The following is a 15209-nucleotide window of genomic DNA, read 5'->3' on the forward strand; positions in this document are numbered from 1 at the left end:
TTGCTAGATCTCCCGCTCAGAGTGAAACTGCGGGCTGGGTTCCGACCGCGTCGGCAGTCGTTCGTGACGGTACTGATCGTCTCGCGCACCATTGATCCGGATGAGGTCCTTCAACAGGGTTCGCAGCTGTGGCCAGGGGGCACCCTCGAGTTTGAGGCCCGGATCTTGTGTAACGATCAGGCAGTGAAGCTTTGCTGCGACTTCGATCGCCGAGGAGACCGGCGCGATCAACAGCACCTGCCCCAGGACCCCGGTATGGGGCACCACCTACACATAACACCTATTGTTTTTGTTGTCTTTTTTTGCTGTTTTTGTCCCACATTTTCCAATGTCAAAATGTGTGGGACAAATTTGTTCCTGATCCGTGCGTCAGATTGCCCCCTTGTCGGCTATTGGTGAGCTTGTAAGGCGGGTTGAGGCGCGCTTCGGCCCTAAGCGGCGATAGCCCGAATGATCTCCGCATGATTGATTACCTCCGAACGGCTCTTCAAAAGAACCTTTGACCCAGCGCAGGCTTCGAACAGCTTCTCATGGCCGGCATAGCTGGTTGAAGAGTTCTCGCGCTTCCGATACTCGCGTACCCACTTAATCAGTTCTTGGAAATCTTCCTCACTGCCTCCGCCTTGGATGCCTCGGGCAAGAATATTGGCGACACAATCTTCTTCGGGCAAATCGATCCAGATCAAGCTTGTTACCCGATGCAGAACAGCATTGGCAAGCCATCCATATACGCCTTCCATCAGCCAACTCTCGGCCTTACCGGGTTCGACGACTTCATCGAAAACCAGTTGATTGTCTCGCGCGACACCGTACTGGCCGGAAGCCCAGCGGAGATCGTCAAGATGGATTGCAGGACGTCTAAGGATCTCGCCGATCTCGCGGGCCAGCCAAGTCTTGCCTGTCCCGGCATTGCCGAAGATTAGTATCCGCTGAAGGTGTTCCATTTGGGTCAGATCTCTTTTAGACGACGGGCGCGATCGCTTCAGACTTTGACCGCTAGCCCTCTCCCGGAACGAGCTTGTGCATCGCACTTGCCGCATCTGTTTGCGGCGGGCTTTCTTGGTGTAGGTCGTCGTCTGGTTCTTCGTGGTCCAGCCGAAAATTGCCATCAGCTCTTCGTCCGTGGCACCGTTCTCGGCGGCGATCGTGGCGCCGGCTTTCCGCAGGCCGTGAGTGGTGCAATGGAGTAATCCGGCCTGGTCGCACCAATCCCGCGTCTTGTTGCCGAGGCCGTTCGTTGTGAATGGTTAGGTTTGCCAAACTCGGTAACGAGGAAGGTCAGGTTTTTTCCAGTCGGGGGCTCGTCGATCGTCTTTTTGCAACTCAGGCAGCATTGGAATGTCGACGATGACGCCGCTCGACTTGCGCGTCTTCTCCGGACGGATGGTCAATTGGCCATTGCGAATGTGCTGGAGGCCGACGATGGAGAGACTATCGAGGCGCAAGCCGGTGTAGAGCGCTAGGTGCAGCATGAGGCGCGCCTTCGTGCCTGCGCCGTGTTTGGCCTCGTACTGGCGCACCTCGTCGACCGTCCAAGTGTGGAAGCCGTCGCCGGAGTGTAAGAGTTTGATCTTCGCTGCTGGGTTCATCGCGCGAGGTCGCTTTCGACGGCCCACGCGAACAATGCGGAGATTGCTTTCTTCACATCGTTGCGCGAACCCGGTTTGTCTCGGACGGCATCGCGGATCTCGACGACATGGCGCTTGCGCATGTCAGCGTATGGTAGGTCGCCACATCGAGCTGAGCCGAACTTGTAATCGCAGACCTCCTCCAAGATGGTCGCCCGTCGCGCCATGACGCCGGCGCTGATTGTTGCGCGCCGCTTGTACTCCGCATAGAGCCAATCGACGGTCCCTTCGGCGGGATCTCGTTTCAGCGTCACACCGGCATGCGGCGGCTCTGCGCCTTCAGGCACGTACGGTATTCCCAGGCGGGCGAAGGCAACTTCCTTGTCGAAAGCATCCGTCCCGGGTGTCTCTTTGAGGCGGACCTTCTTCCGGCCCGGCGCGCGAAAGTAGTAGCGCGCTTCTCTGGTGCGCCAGTCGCGATCGAGGCTCACGCCCTTCGGCAGTTTGTCATCAAGCCTTTTTGGCATTGTCGAAAGCGTTCCCTTGGGGTCGCAGCTCGTCGGGGTCTCGGCTCATCCCTGCTTTGTGTGGTGGCGCGCGGAAGCTCGCCCAAAGCTCGTCGACATCCCATATGTTTCGCCCGAAATGCACTCTCGGTTGTGGCATCTTGCCAACTTCAACGGCGCTGTCAAACAGAGACACGCTGATGCTCAAAAGCAGAGCGGCCTGCTCGCGAGTAACGCCAAAGGGCGGAAGGCCTGGAGGAAGCACGGCGGACCGGCGCGCGCGCGTGTCGACGGCCGCCATTGTGGCCGATCATGCCGGCGCGCGCCCGGTCGCGGCGCTTCTGATTCTCCTTGTGAGTCACCAGCTCCGTATGCTTTGGGTCCGGATTGACGCAAAGGCGGGTGCGGCATTTGTGGTCGAGCTGCTTCTTACCGGGAATGTGGCCGTGCTCGTTGGTCCACATGACGAGATGCACGGCGACGGTCTGGCCGCTGAGGTTCATCCGCGGATAGTTTTTGCCGCGGCCCTTGCTGCCGGAGGTGGGGCCTTGCCAAATCCAGCAGCCGGTTACGGGGTCGACGACGACCCTCGCCATGATCTTCTCGCGGATCTCGTCGCGGCGGCTCATCATCATCCGTGCTGCCTCCAAGCGTCGAAAGCATTGACCAGGCTGCGCCAGCGGGCCGCAGCGTCCTGGTTGCTGTCCAGCTCGCGGCGCGACGAATACTAAGGATGGAACGGACCTTCGTCGCAGCTCGCTCCTGTGTCAGGGGGCGCTGAAGGCTGTGGCGCTCCTCAAGGAATTTCAGGAACGCCGGCTCGCTGCACTTCATGGCGCATTAGGTGATCTTGTTGCTCGGATTAAAGCCCTTGAGGCTGCGATAGCACCCGGCGGCGGGGGCCAACCCGCATAACGATTACAACGAGTAGAGTTCCTTAGTGACTTTGCAATTCAATCCGGTCCAGGAGTGATACGACTTCGGACTCCAAGTCCAGGCACAGCGCCTGATACTCGTTTATCAATTCCTCGCGGCGGGGGTGCTCCTTCAGCAGATTGTCGACGGTCTGCGCGGCCAACGCGTAGGACTCGAAGAGATCGTAAAGCGTCGGGTTCCTGGCTGCTCGCAACTGTTCACGGTGGTGAGGGAAGACCAAGGAAAGCCGCGCCCGTCGGAACCATGCAGCCGGTGACCGAGAACCTGTATTACTCGGCCGAGCGGCTCACCCAGGTCTGGCCGTCCCGCTTCCCGACGATCGCCAGCGCCAAGCCCTTCGCCCGAAACCCGCGCAAGCTGGCGAACAAGGTCTATGGCGGCCGGATGGGCAACACCGCGCCCGATGACGCTGGCTCCATCGCGGCCGGGGCTTGCCGCAGATCACCGGCAAGCAGAACTATGACAAATTCGGCCTTGCCAAAGCGCCGGAGAAGGCGGCCGAGATGGCAACCGCCATCCGCATTCTCTTTGATGGCATGATCGGCGGCCTCTTCACCGGGGGTGAAGCTCGCCGACTATTTCAACCAGGTCGACAACGATCCGATCGGCGCGCGCAAGATCGTCAACGGAACCGACAAGCCGAAGCTGATCGCCGGCTATTATCGCAATCTCCTCGACGCGCTCGAGGCGTCGCGAGTGCCGGCCGATCTGCCGGATGTGAAGCCGGAAGCGGCGAAGGCTGACGATATGCCGGCCGAGAGGAGTGGCACTGCCGTCACGACAGTTGGCGGGCTCTTCGGCGGCGCTGGCCTCTCGGCGGTGCTCGGCGTCAACAATCCCTATGCCTTCGGTATCGCTGCGCTGCTAATCGTCATCGGCTCGGTCGCGGCTTTCATGTTCCTTACCGGCCGCTGGTCGGTGAACCGCGCCGCGGCTCGCTGACATGTGGCCGCGTATCATCGCTGCCGGGCTCGTGCTCGCCGGTGTCGTCTGGCTGGTTGCCGAGATCCGCGAGGACGGTGCCCGGTCGGTCATCACCAAGATTGAAAGGCAGAACGATGCGAGCGGTGATGCAGCGAGCAATGCTCGCAGTGATTTTGACCTATGCCTCGATTGGGGCGGCGTGTGGGATCACGGCGCCGGCAAGTGCCGACGGTCTCAGGCGCGTGGTCGGTACTGATCTGATCGGCGCGCGAGGGGCGACGGCTGAAGATCAGCGGAAGATAGATCGGACCGCGGTGGGCATCTGCGCGGCGGCGATCTGGACAAAGGCGGAATGCGAGCGACACGGGGAAGGGCGCTAGGGGATGGCACCAATGGAAATTGATGCAGCGGTTCACCGCCAGCTTGGGGAACTGGTCGCGGGCATGCGGGGCCGCAGGAATCGATCCGGCGATTGGATGAGGGGTCTCTGCGGGCAGAGGATAAGGCAGCGACGAGCCGGGCTGCCGTGCATCAACGCATGGATCAGCTCGTCGATCGCGTCGGCGACCTAGAGGCATCGGTATCGACCATCGATTCGAACGTGGCCGAAATGAAGCCGGTCACCGACGATGTGAAACGGTGGAAGCTGATGGGCATCGGCGCGCTCGGCGTGACCGGCATTGCAGCGATGGCTCTTGGCGTAAGCTTCGCCGAAGCCATCAGAAGAATTGTGTTCGTGATTATCGGGAAGGGGTGATCGAACGATAGCAACCCTCAATGCAGTGGCGCGTCGGAGCATCCACGTCGGCGCGCCTGTTCGATCTTGAGCCAGATTGCGTCTTCCGTTCGTCGGCCGTCAGCCGAGAGAGCGGCTGCGGCCAGATAGAGCATAAGGAATTCGTCATCGTCTCGGTGAGGTCTAAATCGTCGTCCATATCGCGTCCTCGGTTTCGATACCGAAGACTAGGGAGAGCAAAAATGCTCCTGCGAAATCTATGGGTATGAAAAGGAATGGCCCCGTCGGGCGGCGACGAGGCCATGGGCACCAAGCAGACTTCACTTCCGGAGGGATTGTGAAGGTGTCGCCCTGATCGGGGAAAGGGCTTCACAAAGCCAGAAACGCGGCAGCCATGGATGGGTTCCTACCTTGCAAAAAAAAGCGGCCCCGAAGGCGACTAAGGGGCCGAGATGGAGGTGTCGTTGCAAAAGAGCCCAAACTGGAGAGCTCTTTGTTTTAGCTGCCATCCTGGCGGCTGGTTCCGCCAAAACGGGCTGCATCCAAAATGAAGCCGCGCCGGGGAACGGGGCCTCATCTTTTGAGGTCGTCAAACCATAAAAAACGCAATACGTACATCAATGCAGTGGCGGCACGGCAACGAAAGACACAATCATGGATTGGTTGTGTTGCGCGACCACGGTTGTATCGTCGCAAAATTGATGGCTGATCGCAATCATGCCGAGGGGGTAGTTGCGTAATCCATTTGGGTAGCAAGGATCCGTTTTTTCGGATCACCATGACTGCTCGCCAGATCTCGGTTTTGTCGCTATGGCATCAACGCGAGGGCGACAAACCAAGCTGTCAAGGCGATCAGAAGCCAAACCCGAGCGTGCCTAAACCGTTGCCGTCTGGTGCTTTCCCAATCGTAAGACATGAGGGCCTCCTTTCGGCGGCGAACAATGCACTATTGCAGCCGCCGGGAAAAGAGTCTTTCTAACGGAAACCACAGGAGCGGATCTCAAGACGCTTAGGCCTCATCAGCGGTCCCGGTTTGCGACATTGCAATAAGGGCTGCAGCCAATTTGTCTTGCTCTACTGTTAGCAGTTCCTTCAGTATTTCTTTCTTCGAGGGGTCATTCTCCCTGGAGATAAAACCTCTGAAGTTCTCGATGTTCGCTTTCGCTATGAAGATCTCGAACATTGAAGTGCCTCACTCTTCATTTTGGAGGCGGAAACGTTGGCAACTCATGGAACCCTTAAGCCGGTTGATTTGACGTATGTCTTCGGATTCTGGGACGGTAGCTTGTCCTTCAGGGGGCCGCAGACTTGAAAGTCCGCTGCGACAGCGTCCGCGTTCATTCACTGTAAACACGTTATCTTGCGCTCCACGTCTTGCTTGTGCAATCCGGCACTCGGTAGTGTGGAGAAGTCTCTAGCCTTGGCTTTTAGGCACGCCGGTTTTGCGCAAGCCTGCCCGACCTCTACCCTCTCGCGTCGCCGCAACTTGGGTGTCGCTAGGTGAACTGTCCTCAGTTGCTAAGGGAATGCGGGCGGTACCGAACCAGATAGCGCACTCTAGAAGGGAAGTTTCATCCTTGTTCCCAAGCCGGTATTCATCAGCGATGAAGCTTGCTAGGCGGACGGCGCGCTTGCTGAAATGTGGAATGCGAGTTTTGGCGCAGGCCGTTTAGAAGACTTTTCGTATCAAGGCAAGATCTCGGGGACCAAGATGTTGAATTGCGAGTTTGGGCGGTATGTGCACTGACACCTCCTATGAATGAAGCGGGTGCGCGTCGAACCGGACTTGGAGGAAGCTCAAAAGGTGAACGTGCGATTGCGCCACCTTCATTCTCCCACCGATTGATGGCTTCCGTTTTCGTTTGGGCTGCAGTTTGATTTTTTCCGCCTGGCGCGCCGCGCTTCCCAAGAAAGGCGGTCAGTTGCGCCTTTGTCAGTTCGCCCCGCTGAATGGCGGCCGTCAGGAACTTTTCGGCGCGTTCATCTCTTTCTTTGGCTTCGAGATAACCAGCGGCTTTTAGTATTTCAACCAAAAGGCTGATGTCTTCGGCGTCTATATCTAGATCTGGATCCTTGGAAGACATGCGGTCCCCTTCGCGTGGGGCGGCAGGCGGCCCGCGCTAGTTCTAACGCGCTATACTATGCGCCCAATGGTTCAGAGATTCTACGGGTGTGCTCGGAAAGGCGACTCTAAGAAACGGCCTCGTCGTGGGGGGCGACGAGGCCGGCTACACGACTTCACTAATGGTGAAGCCGTCAGGCGCCTTCAGTCTCCGAAGGGCGGTGATCTAAATGCGCATTAGCTTATATAGGAGGCGTAGAATTCGCTTCCAGGGGGCAGGCCAGAAAAAGAATGGCCCCGAAAGGCGATTAAGGGGCCATGAGAGTGTCGTGCTTCTGCCGGGCCGGCAGGATGGAACTCGCCAGCCCACCTATTCAATCTATGAGGTTGAAATTGGTTCCTTGCAGCTTGATTTTCTCCTCGTAGCCGTCGCATCGTAACCCATGACCGAGCCCTAACAGCCCCGCTATCAATGGCGACGCACTGGCTGGCCGCTGGAACTGGGCCGGGTCTGTCCCCCGCACCTTTAAAGGATCGCCACCCACGCCGAACCTAGGCTATCGCGATACTGCGCGAGAGGCCACCGAGATGGTCAAGACCTATTGGGATTGGTGCCTGCGACGGATCCAGGGCGAATAGGTCAATGGAGCAGGGGCCGAGGCGAGGGCGGAGGTGATCAGGCTTCTGGAGAAAGTGCGCATTCCGAACGCCAAGGGACGCTTCGAAGAGTATCCGCGTCAGTTCTCCGGCGGCATGCGCCAGCGCGTGATGATCGCCATGGCGCTTGCTTCTAAGCCCAAACTTCTGATCGCGGACGAGCCGACGACAGCGCTCGATGTGACAATCCCGGGCCAGATCCTCGATCTGATCAAGGCGCTTCAGGAAGAGGAGGGCATGGCGGTTCTTTTCATAACGCACGACATGGGCGTCGTGGCGGAAGTCGCCGACCGCACGATTGTCATGTTCCGCGGCGATGCAGTGGAAACAGGTGCTACCGACGATATCTTCAATCGCGGCAAACACCCCTATACAAGGGCGCTGTTGTCGACGGTTCCCAGGCTTGGATCCATGGCGGGACGTGAGCGGCCCATGCGTTTTCCGGTGATCGACATCGTCACCGGTCGGGCGACCCAAGAGGAAGGTGAGGCAATGTTGCCGGCGGCCGGTCAACGCCCTGTGCTCGAGGTCAAAAATCTGACCTTCGACATCCGTTCCGGGCTGCTCGGCCGCAAGAGCGGTGCGGTGCATGCGGTCGAGGATGTGTCATTCGAACTCACGCCGGGTGAGACTTTGTCGCTTGTCGGCGAATCCGGCTGCGGCAAGTCGACGACGGGGCGTTCGATCATCCGGCTGGTCGAACCGTCTGCCGGAACGATCCTGATCGACGGCTATGATGCGATGAGCCTTAATCGAGCGCAATTGCGCAAGATGCGGCGCACCGTTCAAATGGTTTTCCAGGATCCGTTCGCCAGTCTCGACCCCCGCATGACAATTGGTTCGGCGGTGATGGAGCCTTTCATCGAGCACGGTCTCGGCACAAGGCTGCAAGCACGCGACAAGGCGGCGGATCTTCTGAAACGCGTCGGGCTCAACCCCGACCTGATGCGGCGCTATCCGCATGAGTTTTCCGGAGGTCAGCGACAGCGCATCGCCATCGCGCGCTCCCTCATGCTCGATCCGAAGTTAATCGTTGCCGACGAGGCGGCGTCGGCGCTCGATGTGTCGATCAAGGCACAAGTATGCAATCTTCTGCTCGACCTTCAGCAGAGCTTCAATCTCGCCTATCTGTTCATCAGCCACGACATGGCCGTTGTGGAGCGGGTAAGCCACCGGGTCGCGGTGATGTATCTAGGCGAGATCGTCGAAATCGGCCCACGCCAGGCCGTGTTTGAAAACCCTCAGCATTCCTATACGCGAAAACTGTTGGCAGCAGTCCCCGTACCGGATCCGGTGCGGCGCAACGTCAAACGGCCCATGACGATCGACGAGATCAGAAGTCCGGTGCAGTCCATCGACTATGGTCAACCTGGTACAGAGGTGAACGGCGCCCACAAACGCACAATCGGGTCATCGGAGGGACGCGCAGATAGCAGCACCTCTTCGCGAGGGCTTTGCCGCTCTTCTCGAACGCATCGAGGAACGATCGAGCGCCAGGTCCCGGCCGGCTGCGGGGGCTGGAAAAATTCCTAGTGTGTGAGTGGCGGGCGTCGGCCCTACGGTTGGGTTCGAAGATAGAGATTCTTTGAGGACTCGACGGCTCGGCGATCGGCCGCAACATGCAGCGTCACCGGCATCAGCAGTTAACCCGTTTCCTCAAGTCGATTGAGGCGGAACTGCCGAAGGATAAGGCCGTCCACGTCATTCGCGACACTACGCGACCTACAAACAGCCGAAGGTCCGCGCATGGCTGGCAAGGCATCCGCGATGGACCTTCCACTTCGTTCCAACATCATGTTCATGGCTGAACGCCGTCGAGGGCTTCTTCGCAAAACTGACACGCCGACGGTTGAAGCACGGCGTCTTTCACTCCGTCGTCGACCTGCAGGAGGCCATCAACCGGTTCATCAAAGAACATAACGCAGACCTAGACGACATCATTGCCGCCGTCAAACGCGGGCACCAAGTGTTGGAATCAATCACGCTAGATCGATGCCGTCGTAACGGTTGGCAAGGACCAAGGGGCCGTAGCCCTCGCCAGCTTGCATTGCGGCGATCGCGAGTCGCGAGTTCAGCCAGGGAGCGCCCGTGGCGCACTACTCGTCGCAGCGCGCCCGCTTTTTTGCCTTCCTTGCCTTGTTTGTCAATTTTGCGAAGTCACGGCCGTGGGCATTTCGTTCGGCAAGTCTTGCGCCATTGAAAGCCTCTTCTGCGGCGAGTTTATGCCAGCGCTTGATCCGCGACGCCTCGATTTTACCCAACTCAACTGCCGACTGGATCGCGCAGCCAGGCTCTGTCTGGTGTCTACAATCATTGAAGCGGCAATTTCGAGCAAGCGACACAATATCCGCGAACACCTCATCAACCCCCGCAGCCACATCTGTCAGTTGCAGTTCGCGCATGCCGGGCGTGTCTATCAACCAGCCACCAGCAGGGAGCCGGCATAGTGTGCGCCCGGTGGTTGTGTGTCGTCCCTTGGCGTCGTCTTCGCGGATATCTTGCGTTTGTGCCAGATGATGGCCTGCCAGTGTGTTGACAAGTGTTGACTTCCCGACACCAGACGAGCCGAGCAGCGCAATCGTTTGGCCGCGCGAGCACCACGGCGTCAAGCAAGTAACACTTTGCGCCTCGCGCGCATCGACAGCCTCAACCAGTAGTCCTGGTAGGAGCTTCTGGGCCTTGCGGACGAATTCGCCGGTATTGTCAGTAGCGTCGGCTTTCGTCAGCACGATCACCGGGGTTACTTCGGCTTCTCTCGCGACTGCCAGATACCGCTCGAGCCGCGCTGGATTGAATTCCTGGTTACAAGACGACACGATGAAAAGAGTGTCGACATTGGCTGCGATCAGCTGAAGATTGCGGGCGGTGCCCGCAGCCCGGCGTTTGAAGAGGCTACGGCGACGCAACAATCGACTGGGCCGCGCCGTTTGCGCATCGAGTAGCAGCCAATCGCCGACGGTTGCTACGGCCATATTGCCCTCCCCGCTTTCCCTGAAAGGGGAAACAAGCGTGTCAATTTCGGGGCCTACTACATGCAACCTGTCGCGGTGCACTGCCATTACGCGCACGGGCAGACCATTCTCTTCAATCTTTAGCTGTCCGGCAAAAAAGCTATTCCAGCCAAGATCGGCCAGTGTGATATTCTGGGATGTCATATTTTTCGTACCAGCTGGTGCCGCATGAGCGGACACAATTAAGTATACCTCGCCGGGTGGCCGAGGTTTCGGGGCTTTTGGAGCTGGTCGAAAGGGTAGGGTTGAAGTTTTCCTGTTCAGAAACTCAGGTCTGAGGGCATGCTCTATAAACCACTATCCGGCTTCGCCAGTCGGTTGGGAAAGGGCGACAATCATCAGGCGTCTCCTTTGCAGGTCAAATAAGCTTCAGAGTAACTATCCTGGCAAAATGCCTTGATGTCTAGTGGCGGATTTTCCCGCGCGTGTCGTGTTGCCTCTTTTTACAATGACTTCCGCCCACACAACGCCATCGGGTCCCTTTCCGACCCTCAACGTCAAGACCAAGTTCGTTCCCTCCGAGGCGAAAGTGAGCGCGGCCCCGACTTCCGCCGCATCGCAGGCACCAACGTCGAGTTCGGCCTGGAAGACGGCCGCCCGCGAAACGCAGCGCGAATATCTCTCGGTCAAGCTGGACGATCCGAGCTTTCCAGCCCCGATTTAATCCAGCCTGGTTGAAGACGAGCGCGGCGAAAGCCACAATCTGATCTGATCCCGTCGCAACGGGGACTGAGGCCAAACACTTCCGAAGCCCCGCCACGCGCGGGGCTTCGTCATGCCGGTACCCCGCATTCCAGAACGATACGGCGATCAGGATGTGCGGATTCCAGGTTCGGCGGCTTTCTGATCCGGCTTTATACCGGACTCCCGCTTCCGCTCACGCCGAGAAGGGTTGCTTGGGGGCGCTGCCCCCCCGGCGCGGCGCAAGGGATCCCTGCTGCTCGGCAGGGCGGTTCCCCGGCCTTCCTCCACGTCGTACCTCGTTCCGTGCAGGCTGGGTAATCCCCCTCGTCCCGGCCGCCCTTGCTCTTTCCACCCCCGGTCTCGGCGACGGCCAGGCTTGCAGCGCAGCGCTGCGCTGCAAGCCAAGCCAATGAGGATCAAGATTATGAACCACCAGCTTGCCAACCCGGTGCGGCGCAACTCCCACCAGATCAGCGGGCGTGAAGCCCTTGACAATGAAACGCTTTATCGTCGCGCCCCGTCGATTTTCGCCCGCGAGGCGCACGACAGCCGTTCCGAGCGTTTATGTCTATGTCCCGACCATCGACATTGTGGAGGACCGATCAAGTCACAGGGCACATAGCCTACGCAAGTCCGCCGCCGCGACTACCTGTTCCAGAATACGCCGGTAGTCGGTGCCATCGAGCGTGTCGACGTTGTCCGTCAGTGTCATGGTCCTTGGCCAGACCGCGGATGCGCTTGAGGTCGAGCCCGGCGAGTTGCTGAAGAAGGCCAGCGCGCCGAAATAATCGGCTTATCTCATCCCGATGACGCGGATTACGCTGCCGCGCGGCTCCAAATAGCGATGCCAGCCAGAGCAACCGGAGGGGTGCCGTCAGCGCATAGGCGCAAATGCGGCACGCTACCCGTCGCCGATCCCTCGCCATTGTTCGCCATAGCCCGCTGTCGCCATCGACACCGGCGCCCTTAATGAACCCGGGGTGATCCCATGGCCGGCGGTCGTTCTTCAACGGACCACAGTCACGCGACGAAAGAAGGGTTCTTTGCACGGCTCTCGGTAGGGCATTGTCGGGCATTGCAGCGATTTGCGCCTTTGTAGCGCCTGACTAACGACGAGCATCCGCCCACCGGAGAAGAAGCGATAATTGCAGCATGCCAGGTGCTGTTTTCCTAGCATGCGCCGCCGCCGCCCGGTGCCACCTACCTGGCAGCGACAATCTTTTTCCAACCTGGTAGAAAGGCTGTAATCTAGGCATGAGCGATCATAACTTTCATGCAGGCGATGATGAGGGTGCTAACCTACTCGAAAGAATTTCAATCCATAGGACCGGATGACAAGGCAAACGGTCGCGAGGCTTTGAACACGCTTCATCGATTTCCACCAGAACGAGACCACCTCCCATGCCACGCCCCAAACGCTATAGCGACGAATTCGTCCTCGACACCGCCCGCAAGGTGCTCCTGGAAAAAGGACCGGCCTCGTTCACTCTGTCCGATGTCGCTATCGCTGTCGACATATCACGAGCCGCCCTTATCCAGCGTTTCACTGATAAGGCGACTCTCCACCGAAAGGTCATGGAGCGGATGACGCAGGATGTCCGCGATTATTTTGCGGAACAGTCTCCTGAGACCGGCCTAGAGGTGTTGTGGATGATGTTGAAGGATCTCATCGCCGGCATGGGAAGTGGCGGCGGCACGGAGCGCTATCTGCTTCTTCTATCAGCCGACCTCGCTGAGCCAACGCTCCAGAAACTGGCTGCCGAACGCAACCGGCTGGTCGTGAGCGCCATCGAGCGGTTGTTGCCCGACCGCCCCCATGATCCCGCTAGGACCGCTAGCCTCATTCAGACGGTCATACAGGGTTCTTGCATGCAATGGCTCGTCGAGCCTCAGGGCGAGCTTTCGATCTACATGACCACGCGAGTACGAGATCTTCTCGCACATCTCTATTCCAATCACGTTTTCGACTAATCGTCTGATTCAAGCTCTCCCAGCAAAGGGATTGTTTATAACAGTCGCGTCGGTTATATATATCCAAGCGACCTGGCTCACCTCTCGCGTCGGGCGTTTCTGTCTTTGGAATCGCGACGATGCCTGTTAGCCATGAGCAAACGCGGCTGGCTACGCCAGCCATATTTGAACCTGAAGCGCGCCTTGCCCTCGATCTCACGGCGGCTGAGTTCGACGCGTTGAATGCAGGTGAAGACGCCGGGGTTTCCTATCGGGACCTCTTCTGGCCACATGCCGAACTGCCGCGTGCGCTGCGAAACTGGGCAGACACGTCCGGACTTCGGTTAAGGGGCTTGAACCGCATCACGCTTAAACGTGGCGGCCTGTCGCGGAAATTGCTCTTTGGTCTGCCAGACGGCTATGCGGTCGAGAGTGTCCTTATCCGCCGTCGTGATGGACATACCGCCTGTATCTCATCGCAGGTGGGCTGTGCCTTTGCCTGTCAGTTCTGCGCTTCCGGACAGGCCGGCCTTAGGCGGAACCTCTTGGCAGGCGAGATCGTCGAGCAGGTTGTGCAGCTTGGCCCGAAGGTCAATCGCATCGTCTTCATGGGTATCGGCGAACCCCTCAACAACTATGATCAGGTCATGAAAGCGATCCGCATCCTGCGGGATAGGCGAGGCTGCGATTTTCCGACGACTGGTATCACGATCTCGACGATCGGCATTCCCAAGGCGCTGAAGCAGCTACGCGAGGAGCACTTGGGTATGAACCTGACGATATCTCTGCATGCCACCACGCAGGAAATCCGGGACCGCCTGATTCCCGGCGCTCGCAAGCATGACATCGCCGAAGTCATCTCTCGAGCCCTGTCCTGGGCGGCGCGACATAACCGCACCGTAACCTTCGTATATCTAATCCTACCGGGCATCAATGATACGCCGACTGACCCAACGCGCCTTGCCCGAATGCTGGCGGGTCAGAGGGCACGGGTGAATCTAACGCGCTGGAACCCCGTGGACGGCATCGCTATCGACCGCACACCGGACCGAAGCCTTCGCATGTTCCGAAGCGAACTAGAGCGCGCGCATGTCCCCGTTGTCGTTCGCGATACGCAAGGACGTGACATCTCCGCAGCGTGCGGCCAGTTGTGGTTGCGAGATATAACGGGACTGAGAGTCGACAAATATTCCGCGCAAAGGAAGGCCGCTAACTAAATCGGGCAAGCACAGGAAACGAGTGCTGAAATCAAGGAACTGATCATGCTCGAATGCAAAGGAGAAGTCCTCATCTTGACCGGGCCACCGGGGTCCGGAAAGACGACGGTCGCGGCAGCACTTGCGCAGACAGCGGGGTCGGCGAAGGTCCATCTCCACTCCGACGACTTCTGGCATTTCATTAAGAACGGCGCCATCGCTCCCTACCTGCCAGAATCCGACGCTCAGAATCGGGTGGTGATGGATGCGCTTTCTCGAACCGTGTCCGCCTATGCCGAGGGTGGGTATTTCGTCATTCTCGACGGGATCATCGGGCCATGGTTCCTGCCGGCGTTCGAAGGTCTGACGGTTCCCGTCCACTACGTAATTCTTCGGCCGCCGTTGCGCGTGGCCATCGACCGCTGTCAGCGGCGCGGCGGCGATACGCTCGCCGATCCGGAGGTGATCACCTCACTTTACCGACAGTTTGAAACTCTCGGATCATTGGAATCACACGTTTTGAAGACTGAGGCAAATGATCGGACCGACCATTTGCTTCAAGTCATTTCAGCTATGGTCGTCGGCGACAATTGCCTCCTGAAATCCACTGAACGTAGTCATATTTTGTAAGCAGATAGCTAACTAGATTGAGCCATCAGCGTTTTCTGAAGCGCGCATATTTTGAATAGCTTGGGCTGTGCGGTCCTTATCTTTCTCACGGGAGAACGTGCGCAAACGAGGTTGCTCTAAGGCAGGCTGGATGTCGCCTTCACTGCTACGCTTACGGACCATCATCTTCATGCCAAGGTTGTCCGGAATGACCGCCTGGTGGCAGCGCTACGGCAAGAGCGTCATCTGGCGGAACAAGATATGGTGATATGGGTCGATCTCACTAAGGAAAACATCGTGGTGGGGGATGGCGGCAGCGGCCCTCGACTTGAAGAAATCTTATCCGCGCTCGGCCCGTCACTGGCCTGCC

The 15209-nt window shown here is 58.6% G+C and carries 16 protein-coding genes and 6 pseudogenes; 12 read left to right on the top strand and 10 right to left on the bottom strand.

Annotated features, from left to right (window positions below; translation table 11 throughout):
• Positions 1 to 3: 3 nt before the first annotated feature.
• The 6 genes and pseudogenes from OVA00_RS32500 to OVA00_RS32525 form a co-directional block, all read right to left on the bottom strand.
• On the bottom strand, positions 4 to 267 hold the full coding sequence (locus OVA00_RS32500; RefSeq protein WP_268090447.1) for a hypothetical protein: 264 nt from the start codon (positions 265 to 267) through the stop codon (positions 4 to 6).
• A 164-nt stretch (positions 268 to 431) separates the two neighbouring features.
• Positions 432 to 1220: pseudogene (locus OVA00_RS32505) on the bottom strand (tyrosine-type recombinase/integrase); the annotation flags it as partial.
• A 27-nt stretch (positions 1221 to 1247) separates the two neighbouring features.
• Positions 1248 to 1589, bottom strand: a complete 342-nt coding sequence (locus OVA00_RS32510) for a hypothetical protein (RefSeq protein ID WP_268090449.1) — start codon at positions 1587 to 1589, stop codon at positions 1248 to 1250.
• Positions 1586 to 2059 (bottom strand): hypothetical protein, encoded by a 474-nt coding sequence (locus OVA00_RS32515; RefSeq protein ID WP_268090450.1) that lies wholly within the window; start codon positions 2057 to 2059, stop codon positions 1586 to 1588. The genes OVA00_RS32510 and OVA00_RS32515 overlap by 4 nt, the downstream gene beginning before the upstream one ends.
• 308 nt (positions 2060 to 2367) lie before the next feature.
• Positions 2368 to 2706: pseudogene (locus tag OVA00_RS32520) on the bottom strand (HNH endonuclease signature motif containing protein); the annotation flags it as partial.
• Positions 2706 to 2914 (bottom strand): annotated as a pseudogene (locus OVA00_RS32525) (hypothetical protein); the annotation flags it as partial. The pseudogenes OVA00_RS32520 and OVA00_RS32525, both read right to left, overlap by 1 nt.
• A 339-nt stretch (positions 2915 to 3253) precedes the next feature.
• Here OVA00_RS32525 and OVA00_RS32530 point away from each other — a divergent pair.
• The 5 genes from OVA00_RS32530 to OVA00_RS32550 all read left to right on the top strand — a co-directional run bounded on the left by OVA00_RS32530 (position 3254) and on the right by OVA00_RS32550 (position 4691).
• Entirely contained in the window at positions 3254 to 3550 is a 297-nt protein-coding gene (locus tag OVA00_RS32530; protein WP_268090451.1) for a hypothetical protein, read from the top strand.
• A 21-nt stretch (positions 3551 to 3571) separates the two neighbouring features.
• Entirely contained in the window at positions 3572 to 3952 is a 381-nt protein-coding gene (locus OVA00_RS32535; protein ID WP_268090452.1) for a hypothetical protein, read from the top strand.
• Between the two features lies 1 nt (position 3953).
• The gene (locus tag OVA00_RS32540; protein WP_268090453.1) at positions 3954 to 4190 is read left to right on the top strand and encodes a hypothetical protein; all 237 of its coding nucleotides are present in this window, start codon (positions 3954 to 3956) and stop codon (positions 4188 to 4190) included.
• A complete protein-coding gene (locus tag OVA00_RS32545) occupies positions 4081 to 4314 on the top strand; it encodes a hypothetical protein (RefSeq protein WP_268091130.1) in 234 nt (77 codons plus the stop codon). The genes OVA00_RS32540 and OVA00_RS32545 overlap by 110 nt, the downstream gene beginning before the upstream one ends.
• A 92-nt stretch (positions 4315 to 4406) precedes the next feature.
• Positions 4407 to 4691 carry a DUF1515 family protein gene (locus OVA00_RS32550; RefSeq protein WP_326494155.1) on the top strand — a complete coding sequence of 95 codons (285 nt, stop codon included), beginning with the start codon at positions 4407 to 4409 and terminating at the stop codon, positions 4689 to 4691.
• Positions 4692 to 5679: 988 nt separating this feature from the next.
• Here OVA00_RS32550 and OVA00_RS32555 read toward each other — a convergent pair.
• Both OVA00_RS32555 and OVA00_RS32560 read right to left on the bottom strand, forming a co-directional pair.
• Positions 5680 to 5853 carry a hypothetical protein gene (locus OVA00_RS32555; RefSeq protein WP_268090454.1) on the bottom strand — a complete coding sequence of 58 codons (174 nt, stop codon included), beginning with the start codon at positions 5851 to 5853 and terminating at the stop codon, positions 5680 to 5682.
• Positions 5854 to 6268: 415 nt separating this feature from the next.
• Positions 6269 to 6754, bottom strand: a complete 486-nt coding sequence (locus OVA00_RS32560) for a hypothetical protein (protein ID WP_268090455.1) — start codon at positions 6752 to 6754, stop codon at positions 6269 to 6271.
• Between the two features lie 626 nt (positions 6755 to 7380).
• On the opposite strand from OVA00_RS32560, the pseudogene OVA00_RS32565 reads away from it, so the two are divergent.
• Positions 7381 to 8784: pseudogene (locus OVA00_RS32565) on the top strand (dipeptide ABC transporter ATP-binding protein); the annotation flags it as partial.
• 197 nt (positions 8785 to 8981) lie between these two features.
• A pseudogene (locus OVA00_RS32570) lies at positions 8982 to 9370 on the top strand (transposase); the annotation flags it as partial.
• A 115-nt stretch (positions 9371 to 9485) separates the two neighbouring features.
• Here the strand turns inward: OVA00_RS32570 and rsgA are convergent.
• The gene (gene rsgA, locus OVA00_RS32575; protein ID WP_268090456.1) at positions 9486 to 10544 is read right to left on the bottom strand and encodes a ribosome small subunit-dependent GTPase A; all 1059 of its coding nucleotides are present in this window, start codon (positions 10542 to 10544) and stop codon (positions 9486 to 9488) included.
• 304 nt (positions 10545 to 10848) lie between these two features.
• Here rsgA and OVA00_RS32580 point away from each other — a divergent pair, with 304 nt between their 5' ends.
• From OVA00_RS32580 to OVA00_RS32600, 5 genes and pseudogenes are all read left to right on the top strand, one after another.
• Positions 10849 to 11064 carry a DUF736 family protein gene (locus OVA00_RS32580; protein WP_268091131.1) on the top strand — a complete coding sequence of 72 codons (216 nt, stop codon included), beginning with the start codon at positions 10849 to 10851 and terminating at the stop codon, positions 11062 to 11064.
• 444 nt (positions 11065 to 11508) lie between these two features.
• Positions 11509 to 11680 (top strand): annotated as a pseudogene (locus tag OVA00_RS32585) (DUF932 domain-containing protein); the annotation flags it as partial.
• Positions 11681 to 12485: 805 nt separating this feature from the next.
• On the top strand, positions 12486 to 13055 hold the full coding sequence (locus OVA00_RS32590; protein ID WP_268090457.1) for a TetR/AcrR family transcriptional regulator: 570 nt from the start codon (positions 12486 to 12488) through the stop codon (positions 13053 to 13055).
• A 119-nt stretch (positions 13056 to 13174) separates the two neighbouring features.
• Complete coding sequence (gene rlmN, locus OVA00_RS32595) at positions 13175 to 14251, top strand: 23S rRNA (adenine(2503)-C(2))-methyltransferase RlmN (protein ID WP_268090458.1); 1077 nt, start codon at positions 13175 to 13177, stop codon at positions 14249 to 14251.
• A 45-nt stretch (positions 14252 to 14296) separates the two neighbouring features.
• Positions 14297 to 14860, top strand: a complete 564-nt coding sequence (locus tag OVA00_RS32600; RefSeq protein ID WP_268090459.1) for an AAA family ATPase — start codon at positions 14297 to 14299, stop codon at positions 14858 to 14860.
• A 12-nt stretch (positions 14861 to 14872) separates the two neighbouring features.
• Here OVA00_RS32600 and OVA00_RS32605 read toward each other — a convergent pair whose 3' ends face one another.
• A complete protein-coding gene (locus OVA00_RS32605) occupies positions 14873 to 15031 on the bottom strand; it encodes a hypothetical protein (RefSeq protein ID WP_268090460.1) in 159 nt (52 codons plus the stop codon).
• Positions 15032 to 15209: the final 178 nt, after the last annotated feature.

The sequence above is a fragment of the Ensifer sp. SL37 genome (genome assembly GCF_026672675.1).
Classification (GTDB): Bacteria; Pseudomonadota; Alphaproteobacteria; order Rhizobiales; family Rhizobiaceae; genus Ensifer; species Ensifer adhaerens.